Source organism: Streptomyces varsoviensis, assembly GCF_000718635.1.
Classification (GTDB): Bacteria; Actinomycetota; Actinomycetes; order Streptomycetales; family Streptomycetaceae; genus Streptomyces; species Streptomyces varsoviensis.
The window spans coordinates 157,756-175,712 of the sequence record NZ_JOBF01000015.1; the positions used below are offsets into that span (position 1 = coordinate 157,756).

Here is a 17,957-nt window from a genome sequence, read left to right on the forward strand (position 1 = left end):
AGCGTCCTGTTCCTCGAAGGCTGAAGAACGACGGGCGCCGCCGCCCGCCTGGAGGAGGGCACCGTCGCGCAGCCGCCGCTGTGCCTTCCCTGCGCCGCCGTCGCCCGCCGGCAACGCCCGCACCTGCGGCGGCACCGCCTCGCGCCGAGAGCGAAGAAGTACGCGGTCCGGGGAGTCCTCGGCGCGGTCTACACCGCGCGCCACCCTCGCGGCCCGCGGCCGACCGACCAGCTCGTGCTCGACACCGAGGCCCCCGTCGCGTACGGGACCCCGGCGCCGCGGTACGTACTGGCCGGCCAGCTTCTTCGGGAGCTGCGGCGCGTCACGGTCGTGGACCTGGACGCCGAGCTGAGAGCCGCCGGACTGCCCTGCTACGGTGGCCGGCCGACCAGGGCGGGGTAGCCGGCCCGGTACACAGGGGACGTCGGGGTGACCGACGACGGTTGCGCCCGTCAGCCGGGCATGACGATTCCCAACCTCCCTGCCGGACCAGCCGATCCGCTCCGCGCAAGTTGTAGGAGGGCGAGGCGAAGGCTCTGGCCGAAGCCGAAGCCGAAGCCGAAGCCGCGGCCGCCGGCCGGCGCACAGCGGCCTGTGTCCGGGCCCTGCCCGCTCAAGAGCGCGGAAACACCGCGTCCGAGGGCACGGTCACGAGATGGCTGAACTGGTGTGGTCACCCCAGCAGCGTCCCCCAGCTCCCAGCTCTCTGACCCGCGCTCCGCAGCCGGGCCCCCGCGGGCGGAGCCCATCGCAGTTCCCCCGTCGGCGGCGCCGCGTAGGGAACCCCGAGGAACCCCGCGGTTCCCTCGCCCACGAGCCCTTTCAACCGCCCCTCCCGCACCCGCGCCGTACCGCTCGCGACCGGACTGGCACCGTCTTTCTCCGCTCGCGGCGTACTACCGGAGTCGGAACAGGAGGCGGCGAGCCCGAGCACGGCCGCGACGGCGACGAGCAACGACATGCGGGGGGACGCTCTCGAAGACGTCATGGCCTCATCCTCGGCGGACCGCAAGCCGTGGCACACCGCTCCATCGGATGACGCTCCGCCTCGGATCTACCGCGCGCGGACGGTTGCCACCTGAGCCGCCACCGCGGTAATACCGGGCCCGCACGGTGCGGCTTTCGTCACGCCTCCGCTCCCCGGGCCGTCAGCCTTTGCGACGACGGGGCTGGGGCGGGTGGCTGACCTTGATTCGTCCCCGGTCGGCGATACCGGACAGGCGAAGGGTAGTCGCGGCGGGGTCCGCGGGATACGTGGTGTCGTTGACGACCTTGCCGTTGCCGCGGATGGCGATCGCATCGGTGTGCACGGCCCAGCCCCTCGGCACGACGAGGGTGATCGGGCCGTTGCTGACACATGCCGTCTCGACGACCACCTCCCGGTGGGGGCAGTGCGCCTGGGTGAAGTCCAGGTGGATCCGGCCGTCCTTCTCCGCGACGGCGCGGATGCGCTGCGGCACCGGCCACCGGCCCTCTTTGCGCACCCGGGCGTTGTGCCCCGCGCGCAGTTCCATGGGGGCGGGCTCGGGGGCCGATGGCGGGGTCACATCCCGGGCGAGGGCCGTGAGGTCGTCGTGGGTGGCGGCCTGCCACAGCGCGTCCAGGCGCTCGTGGAGCAGAGCAAGGTCCAGTCGCCCTTCGACGTATGCCTGTTGTAGAACCTCGGCCACGCGTTCTCGCTCGGTCTCCGACGCGCGCACAGGGAGCCGCTCACAGTCGGCACCGTCCACGGTGACCTCCCTTTCCTCGTCGTCCGGGGCCCAGGCTGGCACAGCCGTGAACGACGCTCATCGTCCTCAAGGGCGACCCCGCCCAGTAAGGGCTGCGCGGCCGAGGAGAGGCGGCGCCCACTCCGACGAGCCGATGCGCGCACGGCGGGTCGGTGCCGAGCGGGGACGACCCGTCCGGATGCGCCCACACCCACGGGCCGCCTTCCCCGCGCTACAGCTTCACCGCCTCCACCCCGGCCGCCGGCGCCCTGCGCCCGCTGCGCGACCCGGATGCCCGGAGCTGGACGAAGACGACGACGGCGGCGGGCAGGAGTGAGTATCGGAAGCCGATCGGATCAATCCATGATGGGCAGGCACTCGGCGAGCAGAGCGACGATGTCGCGCCAGGCTCGCTGCGCGTGCCGTGGGTGGTAGCCGACACCGGGACGCACGGTGTGGTCGACCGATGGATGGTGGAAGGCGTGCAGGGCTCCTCCGTAGACCACGAGGCGCCAGTCGACGCCCGCGGCCTGCATCTCTGTGGTGAACGCCTCCCGTTGCGCGGGCGCCATGATCGGGTCTTCCGACCCGACCCCGGCCCACACCGGGCAGCGAATGCGCGCCGCCTCGCCCGGTCGGCCCGTGATCAGCCCGTTGACGGTCGCGATCGCGCGCAGGTCGACGCCGTCACGCCCGAGTTCCAGCCCGATAGCGCCCCGGTGCCGTAGCCGACAGCGGCGATCCGGTCGGGGTCGGTCCGCGGTTCGGTGCGCAGCACGTCGAGCGCCGCATGGCCGATGCCCCGCATCCGGTCGGGGTCGGCGAGCAGGGGCATGCAACGGGCCAGCATCTCCTCGGGGTCCCCCAAATAGCGCCCACCGTGAAGGTCGAAGGCCAGCGCCACGTATCCCAGCTCCGCGAGGGCTTCGGCCCTGCGGCGCTCGACGTCGCTGAGCCCCGTGCCCTCTGGTCCGAGCAGCACCGCGGGTCGGCGGTCGACACCGGCCGGGAGCGCGAGGTGGCCGAGCATCGTCAAGCCGTCGGCCGGATACTCGACCGTGTGCGTCGTGATCGTTGTCATGAGTCCGGACGGTAACGCCCCGTTGCGCTCGCGCGGGGTGGCGTTCACCGATGGCTGACGGCAGTCCGTCCCGACTGCAACTCCCCGACGAACCTGCTGCCTGTCGGCAAAGGATGCCGACAGGCAGCAGGCGGTTACGTGGTCAGGCGGCGTTCGATGGGGGTGCGCAGGCTGGGACGGATGCGGTTGTCGCCCAGGAACGTGGTGAGGCGTTCGGCTTCGGCCTGGACTGCTCGGTGCGCGTCGGTGCCGGGGTCGGTGAGGAAGTGGGTGGCGATCTCGCCGTCCGGTCGCCGGCCCCGGCCGCCGACGCCGCCGCCTGCGCGACGGACGTCCTCGACCGCGTCCCGCCCGCCTGCGCGACGGACGTCCTCGACCGCGTCCCGCCCGCCTGCGCTCCACCTCACGCCGGCGCCTCGACAAGCTCACCGCCGAACGCGCCCCGGCAATCTCCACCGCCGGAGTCGCCGAATTGCGCGCCCTCGCCGGCCAAGGCCGCGCCCGCTCACCGGGTGCTGGGGCCGCCGGCGCACAGTGCGTGGTCGATCAGGGCGCCGGCCGCGTTCTCCTGCTCCAGTATGTGGTCTTTGGTGTCGCCGCGGGCCTCGGACATGGAGACCACAGCGCTTCGACGCCCGTCATCGGTGACGCCGTTGAGGGTGATGTAGCCGCCGTCCCCTCCCTCGTGGCTCCAGTAGGTTCCTCCACAGTTCAGGGGGCGTTCGACCAGGCCGAGTCCGTACCGGCCGTCGGGCCACAGCTCTTGGACCGCCGCGCTCACGGGGACGGTCCGCTTCATCTCGGCCAGTTGCCGTGCTGGCAGTAGGCGGCCGTCGAGCAGCGCGCGGAGGAGGCGGTTTTCGTCCCGTGTGGTCGTGACCCACGAAAGGTTCTCGTAGTCCACCGGTATCTGGTCGGTGACGTTCACCCGGGAGCCGGGGCCGAAGAACTGGTAGGCCTGGGCGTGAGGCCGGGGCAGGGCGGGCGAGGTGCCCATCCACCGGGTCTGGTTGAGGCCGAGCGGGCGCAGGATGCGGTTCTCGATCTCTTGGTGGGCGGGTTGACCGGTGGCCTTCTGAATGATCATGTCGAGCAGAACGTAGCCGGTGTTGGAGTACGCCCAGCCCTTGCCGGGCAGGAAGTCTTCCGGCTCGTGGGCCATGGCGAGGCCGACCAGTTGCTTGGGGGCGTAGACGTTGTGGCGCTGCTGGTAGTACTCCTCCGGCGTGGTGTATCCCGGCAGGTTGTCGCGGATGCCGCTGGTGTGCTGGAGGAGTTGGCCGATGGTGATTCGAGTGCCGTCGTTGCCGTTACCCTGCACCACTCCTGGCAGCCAGTGGTCGACCGTGTCGTCCAGGGACAGCTTGCTCTCGGCCTCCAGTTGGAGGACCACGGTGGCAACCAGCGTCTTGGACGTACTGGCCATGCGGAAGTAGCCGCTGGAAGAGACCGGGCGACCGGTGGTCAGGTCGGCGGTGCCGCTGGTGGCGACCGACTGCCGGCCGTCAGGCCCAATGGCGCGGGCCTGCGCACCGCTGACACCGAGGGCGTGGATCGTTGCGACATCCTGGCGTAACTGCTCCACGAGGGAGGGTCCGGCAGGCTGGGCGGCGGCCGTGCCCACCTCTGCGGCGAGCAGCGTAGCGACACCGATTGCCACGGCGAGGTGCTTTCGCAGGGTCGAGGTCATGGCCGGACGCTAGTTTCGCCCCAACGGGGGCGCGATCCGGCGCACCCCAAGATCAGAACGGGGGATAACCCCCGGTGCGGGCCGTCACAGTCTGGCGCTGACCTGCCGGGCGCCGTGTGACGGTTCTTGACCCAACCGGCACCGCCAGGGCACCCGGGCGAGCCCTCACCAGGCCCGTTACGAACCATGGGATGAGAAACACGCAGTAAGCGAACGGGCCGCCTGGGTCGACCGGACCGCCTGGGCTCCTACGGACCGGACGGCGGCCGCGAGCCGTACGGGCCGGACGGTCGACGGGGGCGGCGCGGCCCTGGCGTGGGTTCTCGCGGGCCGGACGGCGGCCGCGAGTCATACGGGCCGGACGGTCGGCCTAGGCGGCATGGGCGGCACGGACCACGCGCGGGCCGGGGCAGGCCCGGCGGGAGCTCCGGAGCGTCCGGCGGCAGGTCGGGCCGGGCGGCCGGCGGCGCGCCGGGCGGGGGCAGCCGTAGCGGCCGGCGGCGCGCCGGGTCGGGCGGCCGGAGCGGCCGGCGCGAGCCCCTGACGAGGCGTCAGAGGCCCAGCTTGGCGTCATAGAGCCGGGCCACGGCGTCCTTGTCCCCCTCCACCTCGACGCGCGCCGCCTCCTGGCGGCCGAAGGCGAAGAGCGTCAGCTCGCCGGGCTCGCCGGTGACCGTGACGACCGGCGTGGAGCGGTTCGCCACCGCCGTACGGCCGTCCGGGCGCCGCAGCACGAGGCCGACCGGGGACTTGCGGCCCAGCACGCGGGCCATCCGCTCCAACCGGGACCACAGGGCGTCCTCGAAGACCGGGTCCAGCTCGCGCGGTGTCCACTCCGGTGCCGCGCGGCGCACGTCCTCCGCGTGCACATAGAACTCGACCGTGTTGGACGCCTCGTCGACCTGCTTCAGCGAGAACGGCGACATGCGCGGCGGACCCGTGCGGATGAGCTGGACCAGCTCCGCGAACGGCTTCGACGCGAACTCGGCCTGCACCCGCTCCAGCCGCGCGGCCAGCGGCTTGATCAGGATGCCGCCCGCCGCGTCCGCGCGCCGCTCGCGCACCACGACGTGCGCGGCCAGATCGCGGGCGGTCCACCCGTCGCACAGCGTCGGGGCCTCCGGCCCCGCCGTCTCCAACAGGTCAGCAAGTAGCAGGCGTTCGCGCTTCGCGTGTGTCGACATGGCGACAGCCTACGACCGGCACCGGCCCCCTGCCACGCCGCCGCGCCCACCCCCGCACACCCGCCCGTAGGCCCTCCCCCGATGCCCCCCTTCGTTCGGTATTCCCCTCGACCGATGTCCCCCCAGCCCGATGTCCCCCCGCCCCGTTGTCCCCCCGTCCGCTCAGCCGTCCCCTGTCCCGCCTATCCCGCCTGTCCCGGCAGCGCCCCCGTCAGCTTCTTGCCGCCCGGCTTGTCGCTGAGCGTCAGAGAGCAGGAGACCTGGTCCCGGCCCTCCTGGGCGTAGGTCGCCCTGGACGGGAAGAGCACGTAGTAGTAATACGTGCGACCGTCGGCGCCTATGGAGCGCATGCGCTGCGTCGCGTCCGCCTTGCACAGCGCCAGGGCGTTGCCCTGCAACTCCTTGTCCGTCGTGTACGTCCCGGTCAGCGTCTCGTTGGCGATGACCTCACCGTCGTGGGGGCCGTCGCACGAGCGGACCTCTATTCGCTTCACGGCGCTGTCCAGGCCGGGGTGGTCGAAGCACTCGCCGGGCTTCAACTCCACATACCCCACCTGGCCGTCGGCCGGACTGCCCGCCGAGCCGGAGTCAGCGCCCGAGCCCGGGCCCGAGCCAGGAACGGAGCCCGCGCCGGGGTCCGCGCCCCCACCCGAGCCCGAAGGCCGCGAACCGTCCTCCCCTCCGCCCGGCGCGCCCTCCAGCGGCGCCCCCACACCATCCGACTCCGGCGAGCCGGAAGAGGCGGCCGTGGGGGAGGAGGAAGCGGAGAGGGACGGTTCGCTGCCCGCCGCCGTGTTGTTCTTCTTCCCGTCCCCGCTGGTCAGCACGACACCAGCCACCGTCAGCCCCGCGACGAGCACCGCCGCCACGACGATCGCCGCGATCATCTTGCCCTTGCCGCGCGGAGGACCACCCGAAGAGCCCCCCGAAGGCGGAGGCGGCGGAGGCGGCGGGGATGCCGGGAACCCCTGCCCGTACCCCGGCTCCGGCCCGTACCCCGGCGCGGGCGCCGGGCCGTACCGCTGCCCGTACCCCTCGGCCGGCGGCGGCCCGAACCCCTGCGGCGGCGGGCCGAAACCGCCGCCGGCACCCGGCGGTTGAGGCGGCTGCGAAGAGTTCGGCGGAGGCGGAAACGTCATGGGCGAAGCATGCCGTACGCCACTGACAATCCGCCCGGCGGGCCGTACCACCGCAGGTCAGAAGGGGAGGGCGGAAGCGATCACGGCGCACGCCGGCGAAGCGGCAGAATGGACCCATGACCGGTACCACCCGCCCCGGCGGCCCTTCCCCGCTCGACCCCGCCGTCGCCGCCCGCCTCAAGCGCGACGCCGACGGCCTGGTCCCCGCCATCGCCCAGCAGTACGACACCGGCGAAGTGCTCATGCTCGGCTGGATGGACGACGAGGCGCTGCACCGCACCCTGACCACCGGCCGCTGTACGTACTGGAGCCGCAGCCGCCAGGAGTACTGGGTCAAGGGCGACACCTCCGGCCACGCCCAGCACGTCAAGTCCGTCGCCCTCGACTGCGACGCCGACACCATCCTCGTCAAGGTCGACCAGGTCGGCGCGGCCTGCCACACCGGCGAACGGACCTGCTTCGATGCCGATGTCCTGCCCCTGGGCCAGTAGGCTCCGCTGCCATGGCTGCCACGACCACCGGTGACGTCACACCTGACCTCGACACCTTCCGGACGCTCGCGAAGGACCGCCGGGCCATCCCCGTCACCCGACGCTTCCTCGCCGACGGCGACACCCCAGTCGGCCTCTACCGCAAGCTCGCCGGCGAGCGCCCCGGCACCTTCCTCCTGGAATCGGCCGAGAACGGCCGCACTTGGTCCCGCTACTCCTTCATCGGCGTTCGCAGCGCCGCCACCCTCACCGCGCGCGACGGACAGGCGCACTGGCTCGGCACCCCGCCCGTCGGCGTCCCCACGAGCGGCGACCCGCTGCGGGCCCTGCGCGCCACCATCGAGGCCCTGCACACCCCGCGCGACCTGATCGAGGGCGCCGGACTGCCGCCCTTCACCGGCGGCATGGTCGGCTATCTCGGCTACGACATCGTCCGGCGGCTGGAGAAGATCGGGGACAGCACCCGCGACGATCTGCGGCTGCCCGAGCTGACCATGCTGCTCACCTCGGACCTCGCCGTACTCGACCACTGGAACGGCACCGTCCTGCTGATCGCCAACGCGATCAACCACAACGACCTCGACACCGGCGTCGACGAGGCGTACGCCGACGCCGTCGCCCGCCTCGACGCGATGGCCGCCGACCTCGTACGGCCCATAGACACCAGGCCCGCCGCGCTGCCGCCCTCCGAACTCCCCGAGTACACCGCCCTGTGGGGCGGCGAGGCGTACATGGAGGCCGTCGACGACATCAAGGAGCGCATCCGCGCGGGCGAGGCGTTCCAGGTCGTCCCCTCACAGCGGTTCGAGACGCCCTGCGAGGCGTCCCCGCTGGACGTCTACCGGGTGCTGCGGGCCACCAACCCCAGCCCGTACATGTACCTGCTGCGCCTCGACGGCTTCGACGTCGTCGGCTCCAGCCCCGAGGCGCTGGTCAAGGTCGAGGACGGACGCGCCATGCTGCACCCCATCGCCGGCACCCGGCCGCGCGGCGCCACCCCGCGCGAGGACGCCGCGCTCGGCGACGAACTGCTCGCCGACCCCAAGGAGCGCGCCGAGCACCTGATGCTCGTCGACCTCGGCCGCAACGACCTCGGACGGGTCTGCGAACCGGGCAGCGTCGAGGTCGTCGACTTCATGTCGGTCGAGCGCTACAGCCACGTCATGCACATCGTCTCCACCGTGACGGGCCGGCTCGCGCCCGGCCGCACCGCCTTCGACGTGCTCACCGCCTGTTTCCCCGCGGGCACCCTCTCCGGCGCGCCCAAGCCCCGCGCGCTCCAGATCATCGAGGAACTGGAGCCGAGCAAGCGCGGCCTGTACGGCGGCTGCGTGGGCTACCTCGACTTCGCCGGGGACTCCGACACCGCCATCGCGATCCGCACCGCCCTGCTGCGCGACGGCACCGCCTACGTCCAGGCCGGCGCGGGCATCGTCGCGGACTCCGACCCGGCCGCCGAGGACGCCGAGTGCCGCAACAAGGCCGCCGCGGTGCTGCGCGCCGTCTCCGTCGCCAACCGCCTCGCGAGGCAGTACGACTGACCGCGCGCCGGTACGACTGACCGCGCGCCGGTACGACTGACCCCGGCGGTACGGCTGACCGAGCCGGTACGACTGGCCCCGGCGGTACGACTGACCGCGCCGATACGACGGACCGCGCGCCGCGGGCGGGCCCCGGCGGGAGCCCCCAGGCGGGGCCGATCGGCGGCCTCCGCCGGGCCGGTCGGCGGCCCCGGCCGGGCCCGGCGCGCACGCCCGCGCGCACCGGCCGGGGCCCGCGCCCCACGCGTCCCGGCCGCCCCCGAGTGCGTACCGCGCGCCGTCCCGAGGGATAGTGGTGGGTGTGAGTGCAGCCGTTCCCCAGCCCCGAGTCCACGCCGAGCCCTCCTCCGCCGCCGTACGCAGGGGGCGGAGCAGCGTCGCCGCCGCCCTGTTCTTCGGCGCGCTCGGCGCCGCGCTCGCCCTCGTCTCCTCCGGCCGCACCTGGGCCAACGGCACCGCCGCCGTCGCCCGCGGCACCGTCGACCAGCACGCCAGCGGCCAGGACATCACCGGGCTCCCCGGCGCCCTCGCGATCGTCGGCCTCGCCGCCCTGGTCGCCGTCTTCGCCGTCCGCCGCGTCGGCCGGATCGTCGTCGCCGCGCTGCTCGCCCTGTGCGGCGCCGGCGTCGTGGCGGCCTCGGCGGCCGGCGCCTTCGACACCGCCGCCCTCCAGGCCAAGGCCGCCAAGGCCAGTGGCCTGACCAACGCCACGATCCAGGACGTCAGCTCCACTGCCTGGCCCTGGGTGGCCCTCGCGGGCGGCGTGCTGCTGCTCCTCGCCGGCCTCCTCGCGCTGCGCTACGGCCGCGGGTGGCCCGCGATGTCCGGCCGGTACGAGCGCGACGGCACCCCCCGCCCGCGCCGCTCCCGCACCACGGTCGACCCGGACCGCCCCGAGGAGCTGTGGAAGGCCATCGACCGCGGCGAGGACCCCACCGAGGACACGCGGAACTGACGGACCGACCCCGGTCGTCCGGGAGCGGGCGCGTCGAGAGACAATGGGGCCGAGCGTTCGTCGCGCCCGGAACCAGGCGCAACACAGCAATGAGGAGTACTCATGGCGGGAACCAGCCACGGACACACCCCGGCCGCCTGGACCGGTGTCATCATCGCCTTCATCGGCTTCTGCGTCTCCGGCGCGTTCACGGTGATGGCGATGCCGCTCGGCTTCTGGGCCGGAGTCGTGGTCATCGCCATCGGCGGCATCGTGGGCCTGGGCATGCGGGCGGCCGGCCTCGGCCAGCCCAAGCAGAAGGCCCCGCGGACCCAGACCCAGAGCTGACACCGCCGAGGCGCCGCCGCGCCTCGCGCGGCGCCCCCCCCCGCACCACCCGCAGGCGCGGCCCAGGGCCCGTACGCACGCGCGTACCCGCCCCGAGCCGCGCCTTCGCCGTACACCGGGCCCACCCGGGCCCCCTTCGCCGTGCGCCGGGCCCACCCCTCGCGGTACGTGATTCGCCGTTTCGCCGTTTCGCCGCTTCGCCGTGAGAGTCCGCGGCGGCAGGGGGAGACTCGGTGGTGTGACCGAGGAACCCGCGCCCCGAGCAGCCGCCCCCGAGCCCCTCGCGCGCCGACTCGCGGCGCCGCTCGGCGTCGCCGCCGGGCTCGCCGCCGCCTTCGGCTACGTCGGCGCGGTCGACCCCAACGAGAGCGGCCACTACCCCGCCTGCCCGCTGCTGCGCTACACCGGCGTGTTCTGCCCCGGCTGCGGCGGCCTGCGCAGCGTCCACGCCGTCGCGCACGGCGACCTCGCCGCCGCGCTGGGCGCCAACGCCCTGGCCACGGTGGGCTATGCCCTCTTCGCCGCCTTCTGGGCCGTATGGCTGCTGCGCTCGGTCCAGGGCCGTGCCGTCTCCCTCCCCCTGCGGGCGGGGCACTGGTGGGCGCTCGGCGGGCTCGTCCTGGCCTTCACGGTGGTGCGGAACCTGCCCTTCGGGGGCTTCCTCGCGCCGTGACCGACCCGCGCCGGGGCCCGCGGCCCGCTGGGTGTCGGCGGCCGTGACCAACTGGTGAATGTCCAGGTCGTGGACGCGGCGTCAACCGGATGCGGGACCTCGGCCCGTCGGCAGATACCATCGACCATGCATCGACAGTGACCGGTGGATCGGCTCGAACGGCCGACCTCGCCGGCGCGACTACTCGCTCCAGCCGGAAGGGGGCCGCTCGCGTGAGTGTGCTCGACGAGATCATCGACGGGGTCCGTGCCGACCTCGCGGAGCGGCAGGCACGCGTCACTCTCGACGAGCTCAAGGAGCGGGCGGCGAAGGCGCGCCAGGCCAAGGACGGCGTCGCGGCCCTCAAGGGCGAGAGCGTCACCGTGATCTGCGAGGTCAAGCGGTCCAGCCCCTCCAAGGGCGCGCTCGCCGCCATCGCGGACCCCGCCGGGCTCGCCGCGGACTACGAGGCGGGCGGCGCGGCCGTCATCAGCGTGCTGACCGAGCAGCGCCGTTTCGGCGGCTCCCTCGCCGACCTGGAGGCCGTCCGCGCCAAGGTCGACATCCCGGTCCTGCGCAAGGACTTCATCGTCACCGCCTACCAGCTCTGGGAGGCCCGCGCGTACGGCGCCGACCTGGCGCTCCTGATCGTCTCCGCCCTGGAGCAGGAGGCCCTGGTCTCCCTGGTCGAGCGGGCCGAGTCGATCGGCCTCACCCCGATCGTCGAGGTGCACGACGAGGACGAGGTCGAGCGCGCCGTCGACGCCGGGGCGCGGATCATCGGCGTCAACGCCCGCAATCTGAAGACCCTTGAGGTCGACCGGGACAACTTCGCCCGCGTCGCACCCGAGATCCCGGACCACATCGTCAAGATCGCCGAGTCCGGCGTGCGCGGCCCGCACGACCTCATCGCCTACGCCAACGAGGGCGCGGACGCCGTCCTCGTCGGCGAGTCCCTGGTCACCGGACGCGACCCGAGGACCGCCGTCGCCGATCTCGTCGCCGCGGGCTCGCACCCGGCGATCCGGCACGGACGGGGCTGAGCACCCATGGGCGCGTACGCACGGTTGGCCCGCGGCTGTCGGCCGCGCGGCTGCCGCGCGCCCGCCCGCCGGGTGCGCGGGCGCCGCGTGCGCTACCACATCGGCTGTGAGCCGGGCCAGATCAACGGCATGCGATGGCGTCGCCGCCGCACGCCCTAGTGCCCCGCCCGACAGGCCCTGACCCGTCGCGCCGCCCGGCACGCGCCTCCCGGCCTTCGCCGGACGGCGCCGCCCCCGGCGGCGTCGGCCGCCCGGCCCGGTAGCCCCGCTACCGGGACTTCCGGCCGCCTCGCGACCGTACCCCGCGGATCGTACGCATACGGACCGTACGGCGCTCCCTGCGGACAGGTCGGACACCGCCGGTCGCGGCACTGGCGCCGGGCGCTCCTCCGCGCGCCCGACCGGCGCGCGGCGGGGCTCCCCCGCTATCCGTACGCCCGCGTGAGCGCCGGGCCCGTACGCCCGCTCGGGCGACCGGGAGCCGGGTCGCGCGGCGCTCGATGCCCACAGACCGATACTTTGCGGGGCGCCCCAGCCCCGATCGAGGAGTACGTCGGATGTCATCTGACTTCTTCATCCCGGACCCGGAGGGTCACGTTCCGAGCACCGAGGGCTACTTCGGCGCGTTCGGCGGCAGGTTCATCCCCGAGGCGCTGGTGGCCGCGGTGGAGGAGGTCGCCGCCGAGTACGAGAAGGCCAAGGCGGACCCGTCCTTCGCGGCCGAACTGAACGACCTGATGGTCAACTACACCGGCCGCCCCAGCGCCCTGACCGAGGTGCCGCGCTTCGCCGAACACGCCGGCGGGGCCCGGATCTTCCTCAAGCGCGAGGACCTCAACCACACCGGCTCCCACAAGATCAACAACGTGCTGGGCCAGGCGCTGCTCACCAAGCGGATGGGCAAGACCCGCGTCATCGCCGAGACCGGCGCCGGCCAGCACGGCGTGGCCACCGCCACCGCCTGCGCCCTCTTCGGCCTCGACTGCACCGTCTACATGGGCGAGATCGACACCGAGCGGCAGGCGCTCAACGTCGCCCGGATGCGGATGCTCGGCGCCGAGGTCATCGCCGTGAAATCCGGCAGCCGCACCCTCAAGGACGCCATCAACGAGGCGTTCCGCGACTGGGTCGCCAACGTCGACCACACCCACTACCTCTTCGGCACCGTCGCGGGCCCGCACCCCTTCCCCGCGCTCGTCCGCGACTTCCACCGCGTCATCGGCGTCGAGGCGCGCCGCCAGCTCCTCGAACGCACCGGACGGCTGCCGGACGCCGCCATCGCCTGCGTCGGCGGCGGCTCCAACGCCATCGGCCTCTTCCACGCCTTCCTGCCCGACACGGACGTCCGGCTGATCGGCTGCGAGCCGGGCGGCCACGGCATCACCACCGGCGAGCACGCCGCGACCCTCACCGCCGGCACGCCGGGCATACTGCACGGCTCGCGCAGCTACGTACTCCAGGACGCGGACGGCCAGATCACCGAGCCGTACTCGATCTCGGCGGGCCTGGACTACCCGGGCATCGGCCCCGAACACGCCTACCTCAAGGACATCGGCCGCGCCGAGTACCGGGCGGTCACGGACGACGAGGCGATGCGGGCGCTGCGGCTGCTGTCCCGCACCGAGGGCGTCATCCCGGCGATAGAGAGCGCGCACGCCCTCGCGGGGGCCCTTAGAGTCGGCCAAGAGCTCGGCGAGGACGGCCTGTTGCTGGTCAACCTCTCCGGGCGAGGTGACAAGGACATGGACACGGCGGCGCGCTACTTCGGCCTGTACGACTCCGATCCGGCTGATCCGACCGATCGGCCGGATCAGCCGGATCAGACCCGGCAGGCCGAGCGTGCCGGTCAGTCCGAGACGAACCCGGAGCGAGTCAAGTGAGCGGCAACATCGAGCTGTTGAGCCAGGTCCTGGCCACGGCCAAGACCGAGGGACGCGCCGCGCTGGTCGGCTACCTGCCGGCCGGCTTCCCCACCGTGGACGGCGGTGTACGGGCCATCCGCGCGATGGTCGAGGGCGGCTGCGACATCATCGAGGTCGGGCTGCCGCACAGCGACCCGGTCCTCGACGGCCCCGTCATCCAGACCGCGGACGACATCGCCCTGCGCGGCGGCGTCAAGATCAGCGACGTCATGGACACCATCCGCGAGGTGCACACCGCGACGGGCGCGCCCGTGCTGTGCATGACGTACTGGAACCCGGTCGACCGGTACGGCGTCGAGCGGTTCGCCGCCGACCTCGCCGCGGCCGGGGGAGCGGGCTGCATCCTGCCCGACCTGCCGGTCGAGGAGTCCGAGGTATGGCGCAAGGCCGCCGAACTGCACGGCCTGGCGACGGTCTTCGTCGTCGCGCCGAGCAGCCGCGACGACCGGCTCGCCCGGATCACCGCGGCGGGCAGCGGCTTCGTGTACGCGGCCTCGCTGATGGGCGTCACCGGCACCCGCGAGTCCGTGGGCCGGCAGGCGCAGGACCTCGTCGAACGCACCCGGACCACCACCGAGCTGCCGGTGTGCGTCGGGCTCGGCGTCTCCAACCCCGAACAGGCCGCCGAGGTCGCCGGGTTCGCGGACGGCGTGATCGTCGGCTCCGCGTTCGTCAAGCGGCTCCTGGACGCCCCGGACCTGGAGTCGGGGCTCACGGCCGTCTCCGCGCTCGCGGGCGACCTCGCGAAGGGGGTGCGCAAACGCGCCTGACCCGCGCGGCGCGGACGGCCCCGGCGCCACCTGCGGCCTTGGGGGGGCTGAAGCGGTCTCGGCGACTCCGACGGCTTCGACGGTCTCGGCGACTCCGGCGGCTTCGGCGGTCTCGGCGACTCCGGCGGCTTTGTCGGCCTCGGCGACTCCGACGGCCCCGGTGGCTTCGTTCGAGTGACACCGCGGGTAACTCTTTGGAAGGAAACAGCGGCCGGGTACGCGCATGCGCGAGTGCCCGGCTCGTTGTACGGGGGCGTGAACCAGAAGAAGCCAGGCAACGACGACAGAACGCGCAGCGCCCGCGAGCGGCTGCGGGAACAGCGCGAGGCGGACCGGGCACGCGAGAAGCGGAAGCGGACGCTGATCGCGGCCGTCGCGGTGGTGGCGGTGCTGGGAATCGCGGCCGGGGTGGGCGCGCTCGTCAGCAGCACGGGCCAGGACAAGGACAAGAGCGAGCAGTCGTCCAAGGCGGCCGTCGCGCCGAAGGGCGCCACCGGCGAAGGCGACGTCGTGATCCCCGAGGGCAGGCCCGCCGCCAAGGCCACCCTCACCGTCTACGAGGACTTCCGCTGCCCCGGATGCGGCGGCTTCGAGGCCCAGTTCCACGACACCATCCGCGACCTCCAGGACAAGGGCCAACTCAAGAGCGAGTACCACCTGGTCACGATCATCGACGGCAACATGGGCGGCACGGGCTCCCTCAACGCGGCCAACGCCGCCGCCTGCGCCCAGGACGCCGACAAGTTCCCCGACTACCACGACCTGCTCTACAAGAACCAGCCCGACGAGCGCGAGGACGCCTTCGCGGACAAGGGGCACCTGATCAAACTCGCCGGCCAGGTCAAGGGCCTGGACACGCCGGCCTTCCAGAAGTGCGTGAACGACGGCGCCCACGACGGCTGGGTGAAGAAGTCCAACGACGCCTTCGGCAAGTCCTCCTTCCACTCCACGCCGACCGTCCTGCTCGACGGCAAGAACATCTACGCGGACCAGAGCAACCCGCTGACCCCCGACAAGCTCAAGAAGATGGTCGCGGACGCCAGCAAGAAGTGACGGTGACCTGTCACGGAGAGAGCGCCGCCGGGCCCCGCCAGGGTCCGGCGGGCGAGAGGCGGGCCCGAGACCGGCACCGGCTCGATCCCCACAGGCGGCGCCTCGTTACGCAGCCGTTGCGTCGGGTGGGTTGCCGTGCTCGGCGTTCGGCACGGTAGCGTCGTCCCTGTCATGGACCTCGCTTACATTCCCAGCCCGTCGACCGGCGTGATTCACCTCGGCCCGGTACCGCTGCGCGGCTACGCGTTCTGCATCATCATCGGCGTCTTCGTCGCCGTCTGGATCGGCAACAGGCGTTGGGTCGCCCGGGGCGGCACATCGGGGACCGTCGCCGACATCGCCGTGTGGGCGGTGCCCTTCGGGCTCGTCGGCGGACGGCTCTACCACGTGATCACCGACTACGAGCTGTACTTCGGCGCGGGTCGGAACTGGGTGGACGCCTTCAAGATCTGGGAGGGCGGACTCGGCATCTGGGGCGCCGTGGCGCTCGGCGCGCTCGGCGCGTGGATCGGCTGCCGCCGCCGCGGCGTCCCGTTCCCGGCCTGGGCCGACACCCTCGCGCCCGGCCTCGCCATCGCGCAGGCCATCGGCCGCTGGGGCAACTGGTTCAACCAGGAGCTGTACGGGCGCAAGACCGATCTGCCCTGGGCGCTGAAGATCGACGCCGACCCGTCGATCGGCCGCGTCGCCGGTACGTACCACCCGACCTTCCTGTACGAGTCGCTGTGGTGCATCGGCGTCGCGCTGCTGGTCATCTGGGCCGACCGGCGCTTCAAGCTCGGCCATGGGCGGGCCTTCGCGCTGTACGTCGCCGCGTACACGGTGGGCCGGTTCTGGACCGAGTACCTGCGGGTCGACGACGCCCACCACGTCCTCGGACTGCGGCTGAACGGCTGGACGTCGATCATCCTCTTCCTCGCCGCCGTGGTGTACATGGCCGTCTCCGCCAAGCGCAGGCCCGGCCGGGAGTCCGTCATCGAGACGGCCACGGGCGCCGAGACGGCCGACGGCCCCGCCGAATCCGAGGCCGCGGCGACCACCGCGAAGGCCGCGACGACCCCCGCGAAGGCCGCGGCGCCCCCCGCGAAGGCGGCCGCTGAGACCAAGGGGCCTGCCGGAGCCGGGGCCGCCGCCGGGGCTTCCAGCACGCCGGAGAAGAAGGAGACACCCAAGGCCGAAGAGCCCTCCGAGAAGCCCTGACGGGTCGCTCTCCCGTCGCCATTCCGTCGCTCTTCCGTCGCCACGAGGCCGCCGCACCCCACCGGGTCCGGCGGCCTCGGCGCGTACGGCCGCACATGGCCGCGCAGGGCACCGCGAGTCCTCGTGCGACCTCAATTTTCCGAGCCCTCTCGCGTTTGTGCAGGTCAGAGAGGTAAGTTCGGCCTTCCTTGCTAGCGGATCACCGCAAATCGTGCGTACTTTTGAATCGTTCGGGGTGGGGCATCGGGCCCGTCCCCGGGGTTAGGAGCACGCGCAGCAATGTCTGTCCTGGATACGGCCGAGGCGCCGCACATCGCCCACCGCGACAACCACACCCACCGCGATGTGAACGGCGGCTGGCTGCGTCCCGCGGTCTTCGGCGCCATGGACGGGCTGGTCTCCAACCTCGCCCTGATGACCGGCGTCGCGGGCGGTTCCGCGTCCTCGCAGACCATCGTCATCACCGGGCTCGCGGGGCTCGCGGCCGGCGCGTTCTCGATGGCCGCGGGCGAGTACACCTCCGTGGCCTCGCAGCGCGAGCTGGTCCAGGCCGAGCTGGACGTGGAGCGGCGCGAGCTGCGCAAGCACCCCGAGGACGAGATCGACGAGCTGGCCGCGCTGTACGTGTCGCGGGGCGTCGACGCGCCGCTGGCCCGCGAGGTCGCCGAGCAGTTGTCGCGGGACCCGGAGCAGGCGCTGGAGATACACGCGCGCGAGGAGCTGGGCATCGACCCCTCCGACCTGCCCTCGCCGATGGTCGCGGCGGTCTCCTCCTTCGGCTCGTTCGCGCTGGGCGCGCTGCTGCCCGTACTGCCCTACCTGCTGGGCGCGACGTCGCTGTGGCCCGCCGTGCTGCTCGCGCTGATCGGGCTCTTCGGCTGCGGCGCGGTGGTGGCGCGGGTGACGGCGCGCTCCTGGTGGTTCAGCGGGCTGCGCCAGCTCGGCCTGGGCGGGGCCGCGGCGGGCGTCACATACGCCCTCGGCATCCTCTTCGGCACGGCGGTGGGGTGATCCGGCGCGGCTGGGGGGGGGGCGACCCGGCGCGGCTCGGGGTGTGGCCCGGCGCGACGCTGGGCGACCGGTACGGCCGTGGGGTGACCCGGCCCGTACAGGGGGTGAGCAGCGCGGACGCGAGGCGGTTCGGCGCGGCTGAGGGTTGACGAGTTATGCGGTCCGCCGCATAGTAAGCGAATTACGGCG

The 17,957-nt window shown here is 73.0% G+C and carries 19 protein-coding genes and 1 pseudogene; 13 read left to right on the plus strand and 7 right to left on the minus strand.

Features of this window, described 5'->3' with window-relative positions; genetic code table 11:
* Positions 1 to 234 precede the first annotated feature (234 nt).
* Positions 235 to 402 carry a hypothetical protein gene (locus tag IF55_RS39490; RefSeq protein WP_157854375.1) on the plus strand — a complete coding sequence of 56 codons (168 nt, stop codon included), beginning with the start codon at positions 235 to 237 and terminating at the stop codon, positions 400 to 402.
* 271 nt (positions 403 to 673) lie between these two features.
* Here IF55_RS39490 and IF55_RS41500 read toward each other — a convergent pair whose 3' ends face one another.
* From IF55_RS41500 to IF55_RS22740, 7 genes and pseudogenes are all read right to left on the minus strand, one after another.
* Positions 674 to 988: a carboxylesterase family protein gene (locus tag IF55_RS41500; protein WP_106980453.1), complete on the minus strand. Its 315-nt coding sequence runs from the start codon at positions 986 to 988 to the stop codon at positions 674 to 676.
* Between the two features lie 160 nt (positions 989 to 1,148).
* Entirely contained in the window at positions 1,149 to 1,772 is a 624-nt protein-coding gene (locus IF55_RS22715; RefSeq protein ID WP_048832319.1) for a DUF1707 domain-containing protein, read from the minus strand.
* Between the two features lie 293 nt (positions 1,773 to 2,065).
* Positions 2,066 to 2,790, minus strand: a pseudogene (locus IF55_RS22720) (dienelactone hydrolase family protein).
* A gap of 134 nt (positions 2,791 to 2,924) precedes the next feature.
* Complete coding sequence (locus tag IF55_RS22725) at positions 2,925 to 3,197, minus strand: hypothetical protein (RefSeq protein WP_030883450.1); 273 nt, start codon at positions 3,195 to 3,197, stop codon at positions 2,925 to 2,927.
* Between the two features lie 98 nt (positions 3,198 to 3,295).
* Positions 3,296 to 4,480, minus strand: a complete 1,185-nt coding sequence (locus IF55_RS22730) for a serine hydrolase domain-containing protein (protein WP_030883448.1) — start codon at positions 4,478 to 4,480, stop codon at positions 3,296 to 3,298.
* Between the two features lie 551 nt (positions 4,481 to 5,031).
* Positions 5,032 to 5,664 carry a TIGR03085 family metal-binding protein gene (locus tag IF55_RS22735; protein ID WP_030883445.1) on the minus strand — a complete coding sequence of 211 codons (633 nt, stop codon included), beginning with the start codon at positions 5,662 to 5,664 and terminating at the stop codon, positions 5,032 to 5,034.
* Positions 5,665 to 5,846: 182 nt separating this feature from the next.
* Positions 5,847 to 6,551 (minus strand): hypothetical protein, encoded by a 705-nt coding sequence (locus IF55_RS22740; protein ID WP_030883443.1) that lies wholly within the window; start codon positions 6,549 to 6,551, stop codon positions 5,847 to 5,849.
* 368 nt (positions 6,552 to 6,919) lie between these two features.
* Here IF55_RS22740 and hisI point away from each other — a divergent pair, with 368 nt between their 5' ends.
* The 12 genes from hisI to IF55_RS22795 all read left to right on the plus strand — a co-directional run bounded on the left by hisI (position 6,920) and on the right by IF55_RS22795 (position 17,768).
* Complete coding sequence (gene hisI, locus IF55_RS22745) at positions 6,920 to 7,294, plus strand: phosphoribosyl-AMP cyclohydrolase (RefSeq protein WP_030883440.1); 375 nt, start codon at positions 6,920 to 6,922, stop codon at positions 7,292 to 7,294.
* An 11-nt stretch (positions 7,295 to 7,305) separates the two neighbouring features.
* Complete coding sequence (locus IF55_RS22750; RefSeq protein ID WP_030883438.1) at positions 7,306 to 8,835, plus strand: anthranilate synthase component I; 1,530 nt, start codon at positions 7,306 to 7,308, stop codon at positions 8,833 to 8,835.
* A gap of 295 nt (positions 8,836 to 9,130) precedes the next feature.
* A complete protein-coding gene (locus tag IF55_RS22755) occupies positions 9,131 to 9,790 on the plus strand; it encodes a TIGR02234 family membrane protein (RefSeq protein ID WP_030883429.1) in 660 nt (219 codons plus the stop codon).
* Positions 9,791 to 9,892: 102 nt separating this feature from the next.
* Positions 9,893 to 10,117: an HGxxPAAW family protein gene (locus IF55_RS22760; protein WP_030883427.1), complete on the plus strand. Its 225-nt coding sequence runs from the start codon at positions 9,893 to 9,895 to the stop codon at positions 10,115 to 10,117.
* Positions 10,118 to 10,355: 238 nt separating this feature from the next.
* A complete protein-coding gene (locus tag IF55_RS22765) occupies positions 10,356 to 10,790 on the plus strand; it encodes a DUF2752 domain-containing protein (RefSeq protein ID WP_030883424.1) in 435 nt (144 codons plus the stop codon).
* 212 nt (positions 10,791 to 11,002) lie between these two features.
* The gene (gene trpC, locus IF55_RS22770) at positions 11,003 to 11,812 is read left to right on the plus strand and encodes an indole-3-glycerol phosphate synthase TrpC (RefSeq protein WP_030883423.1); all 810 of its coding nucleotides are present in this window, start codon (positions 11,003 to 11,005) and stop codon (positions 11,810 to 11,812) included.
* A gap of 6 nt (positions 11,813 to 11,818) precedes the next feature.
* Entirely contained in the window at positions 11,819 to 11,971 is a 153-nt protein-coding gene (trpM, locus tag IF55_RS41505) for a tryptophan biosynthesis modulator TrpM (protein ID WP_398242931.1), read from the plus strand.
* A 398-nt stretch (positions 11,972 to 12,369) separates the two neighbouring features.
* Positions 12,370 to 13,692: a tryptophan synthase subunit beta gene (gene trpB / locus IF55_RS22775; RefSeq protein WP_048832320.1), complete on the plus strand. Its 1,323-nt coding sequence runs from the start codon at positions 12,370 to 12,372 to the stop codon at positions 13,690 to 13,692.
* Positions 13,689 to 14,504, plus strand: coding sequence for a tryptophan synthase subunit alpha (trpA, locus tag IF55_RS22780; protein WP_030883419.1), 816 nt, complete (start codon positions 13,689 to 13,691; stop codon positions 14,502 to 14,504). The genes trpB and trpA overlap by 4 nt, the downstream gene beginning before the upstream one ends.
* Before the next feature lie 255 nt (positions 14,505 to 14,759).
* Positions 14,760 to 15,557, plus strand: coding sequence for a DsbA family protein (locus tag IF55_RS22785; RefSeq protein ID WP_030883417.1), 798 nt, complete (start codon positions 14,760 to 14,762; stop codon positions 15,555 to 15,557).
* Positions 15,558 to 15,728: 171 nt separating this feature from the next.
* The gene (lgt, locus tag IF55_RS22790; RefSeq protein WP_030883415.1) at positions 15,729 to 16,757 is read left to right on the plus strand and encodes a prolipoprotein diacylglyceryl transferase; all 1,029 of its coding nucleotides are present in this window, start codon (positions 15,729 to 15,731) and stop codon (positions 16,755 to 16,757) included.
* Between the two features lie 279 nt (positions 16,758 to 17,036).
* A complete protein-coding gene (locus IF55_RS22795; protein WP_030883413.1) occupies positions 17,037 to 17,768 on the plus strand; it encodes a VIT1/CCC1 transporter family protein in 732 nt (243 codons plus the stop codon).
* The last annotated feature ends 189 nt before the right edge of the window (positions 17,769 to 17,957 follow it).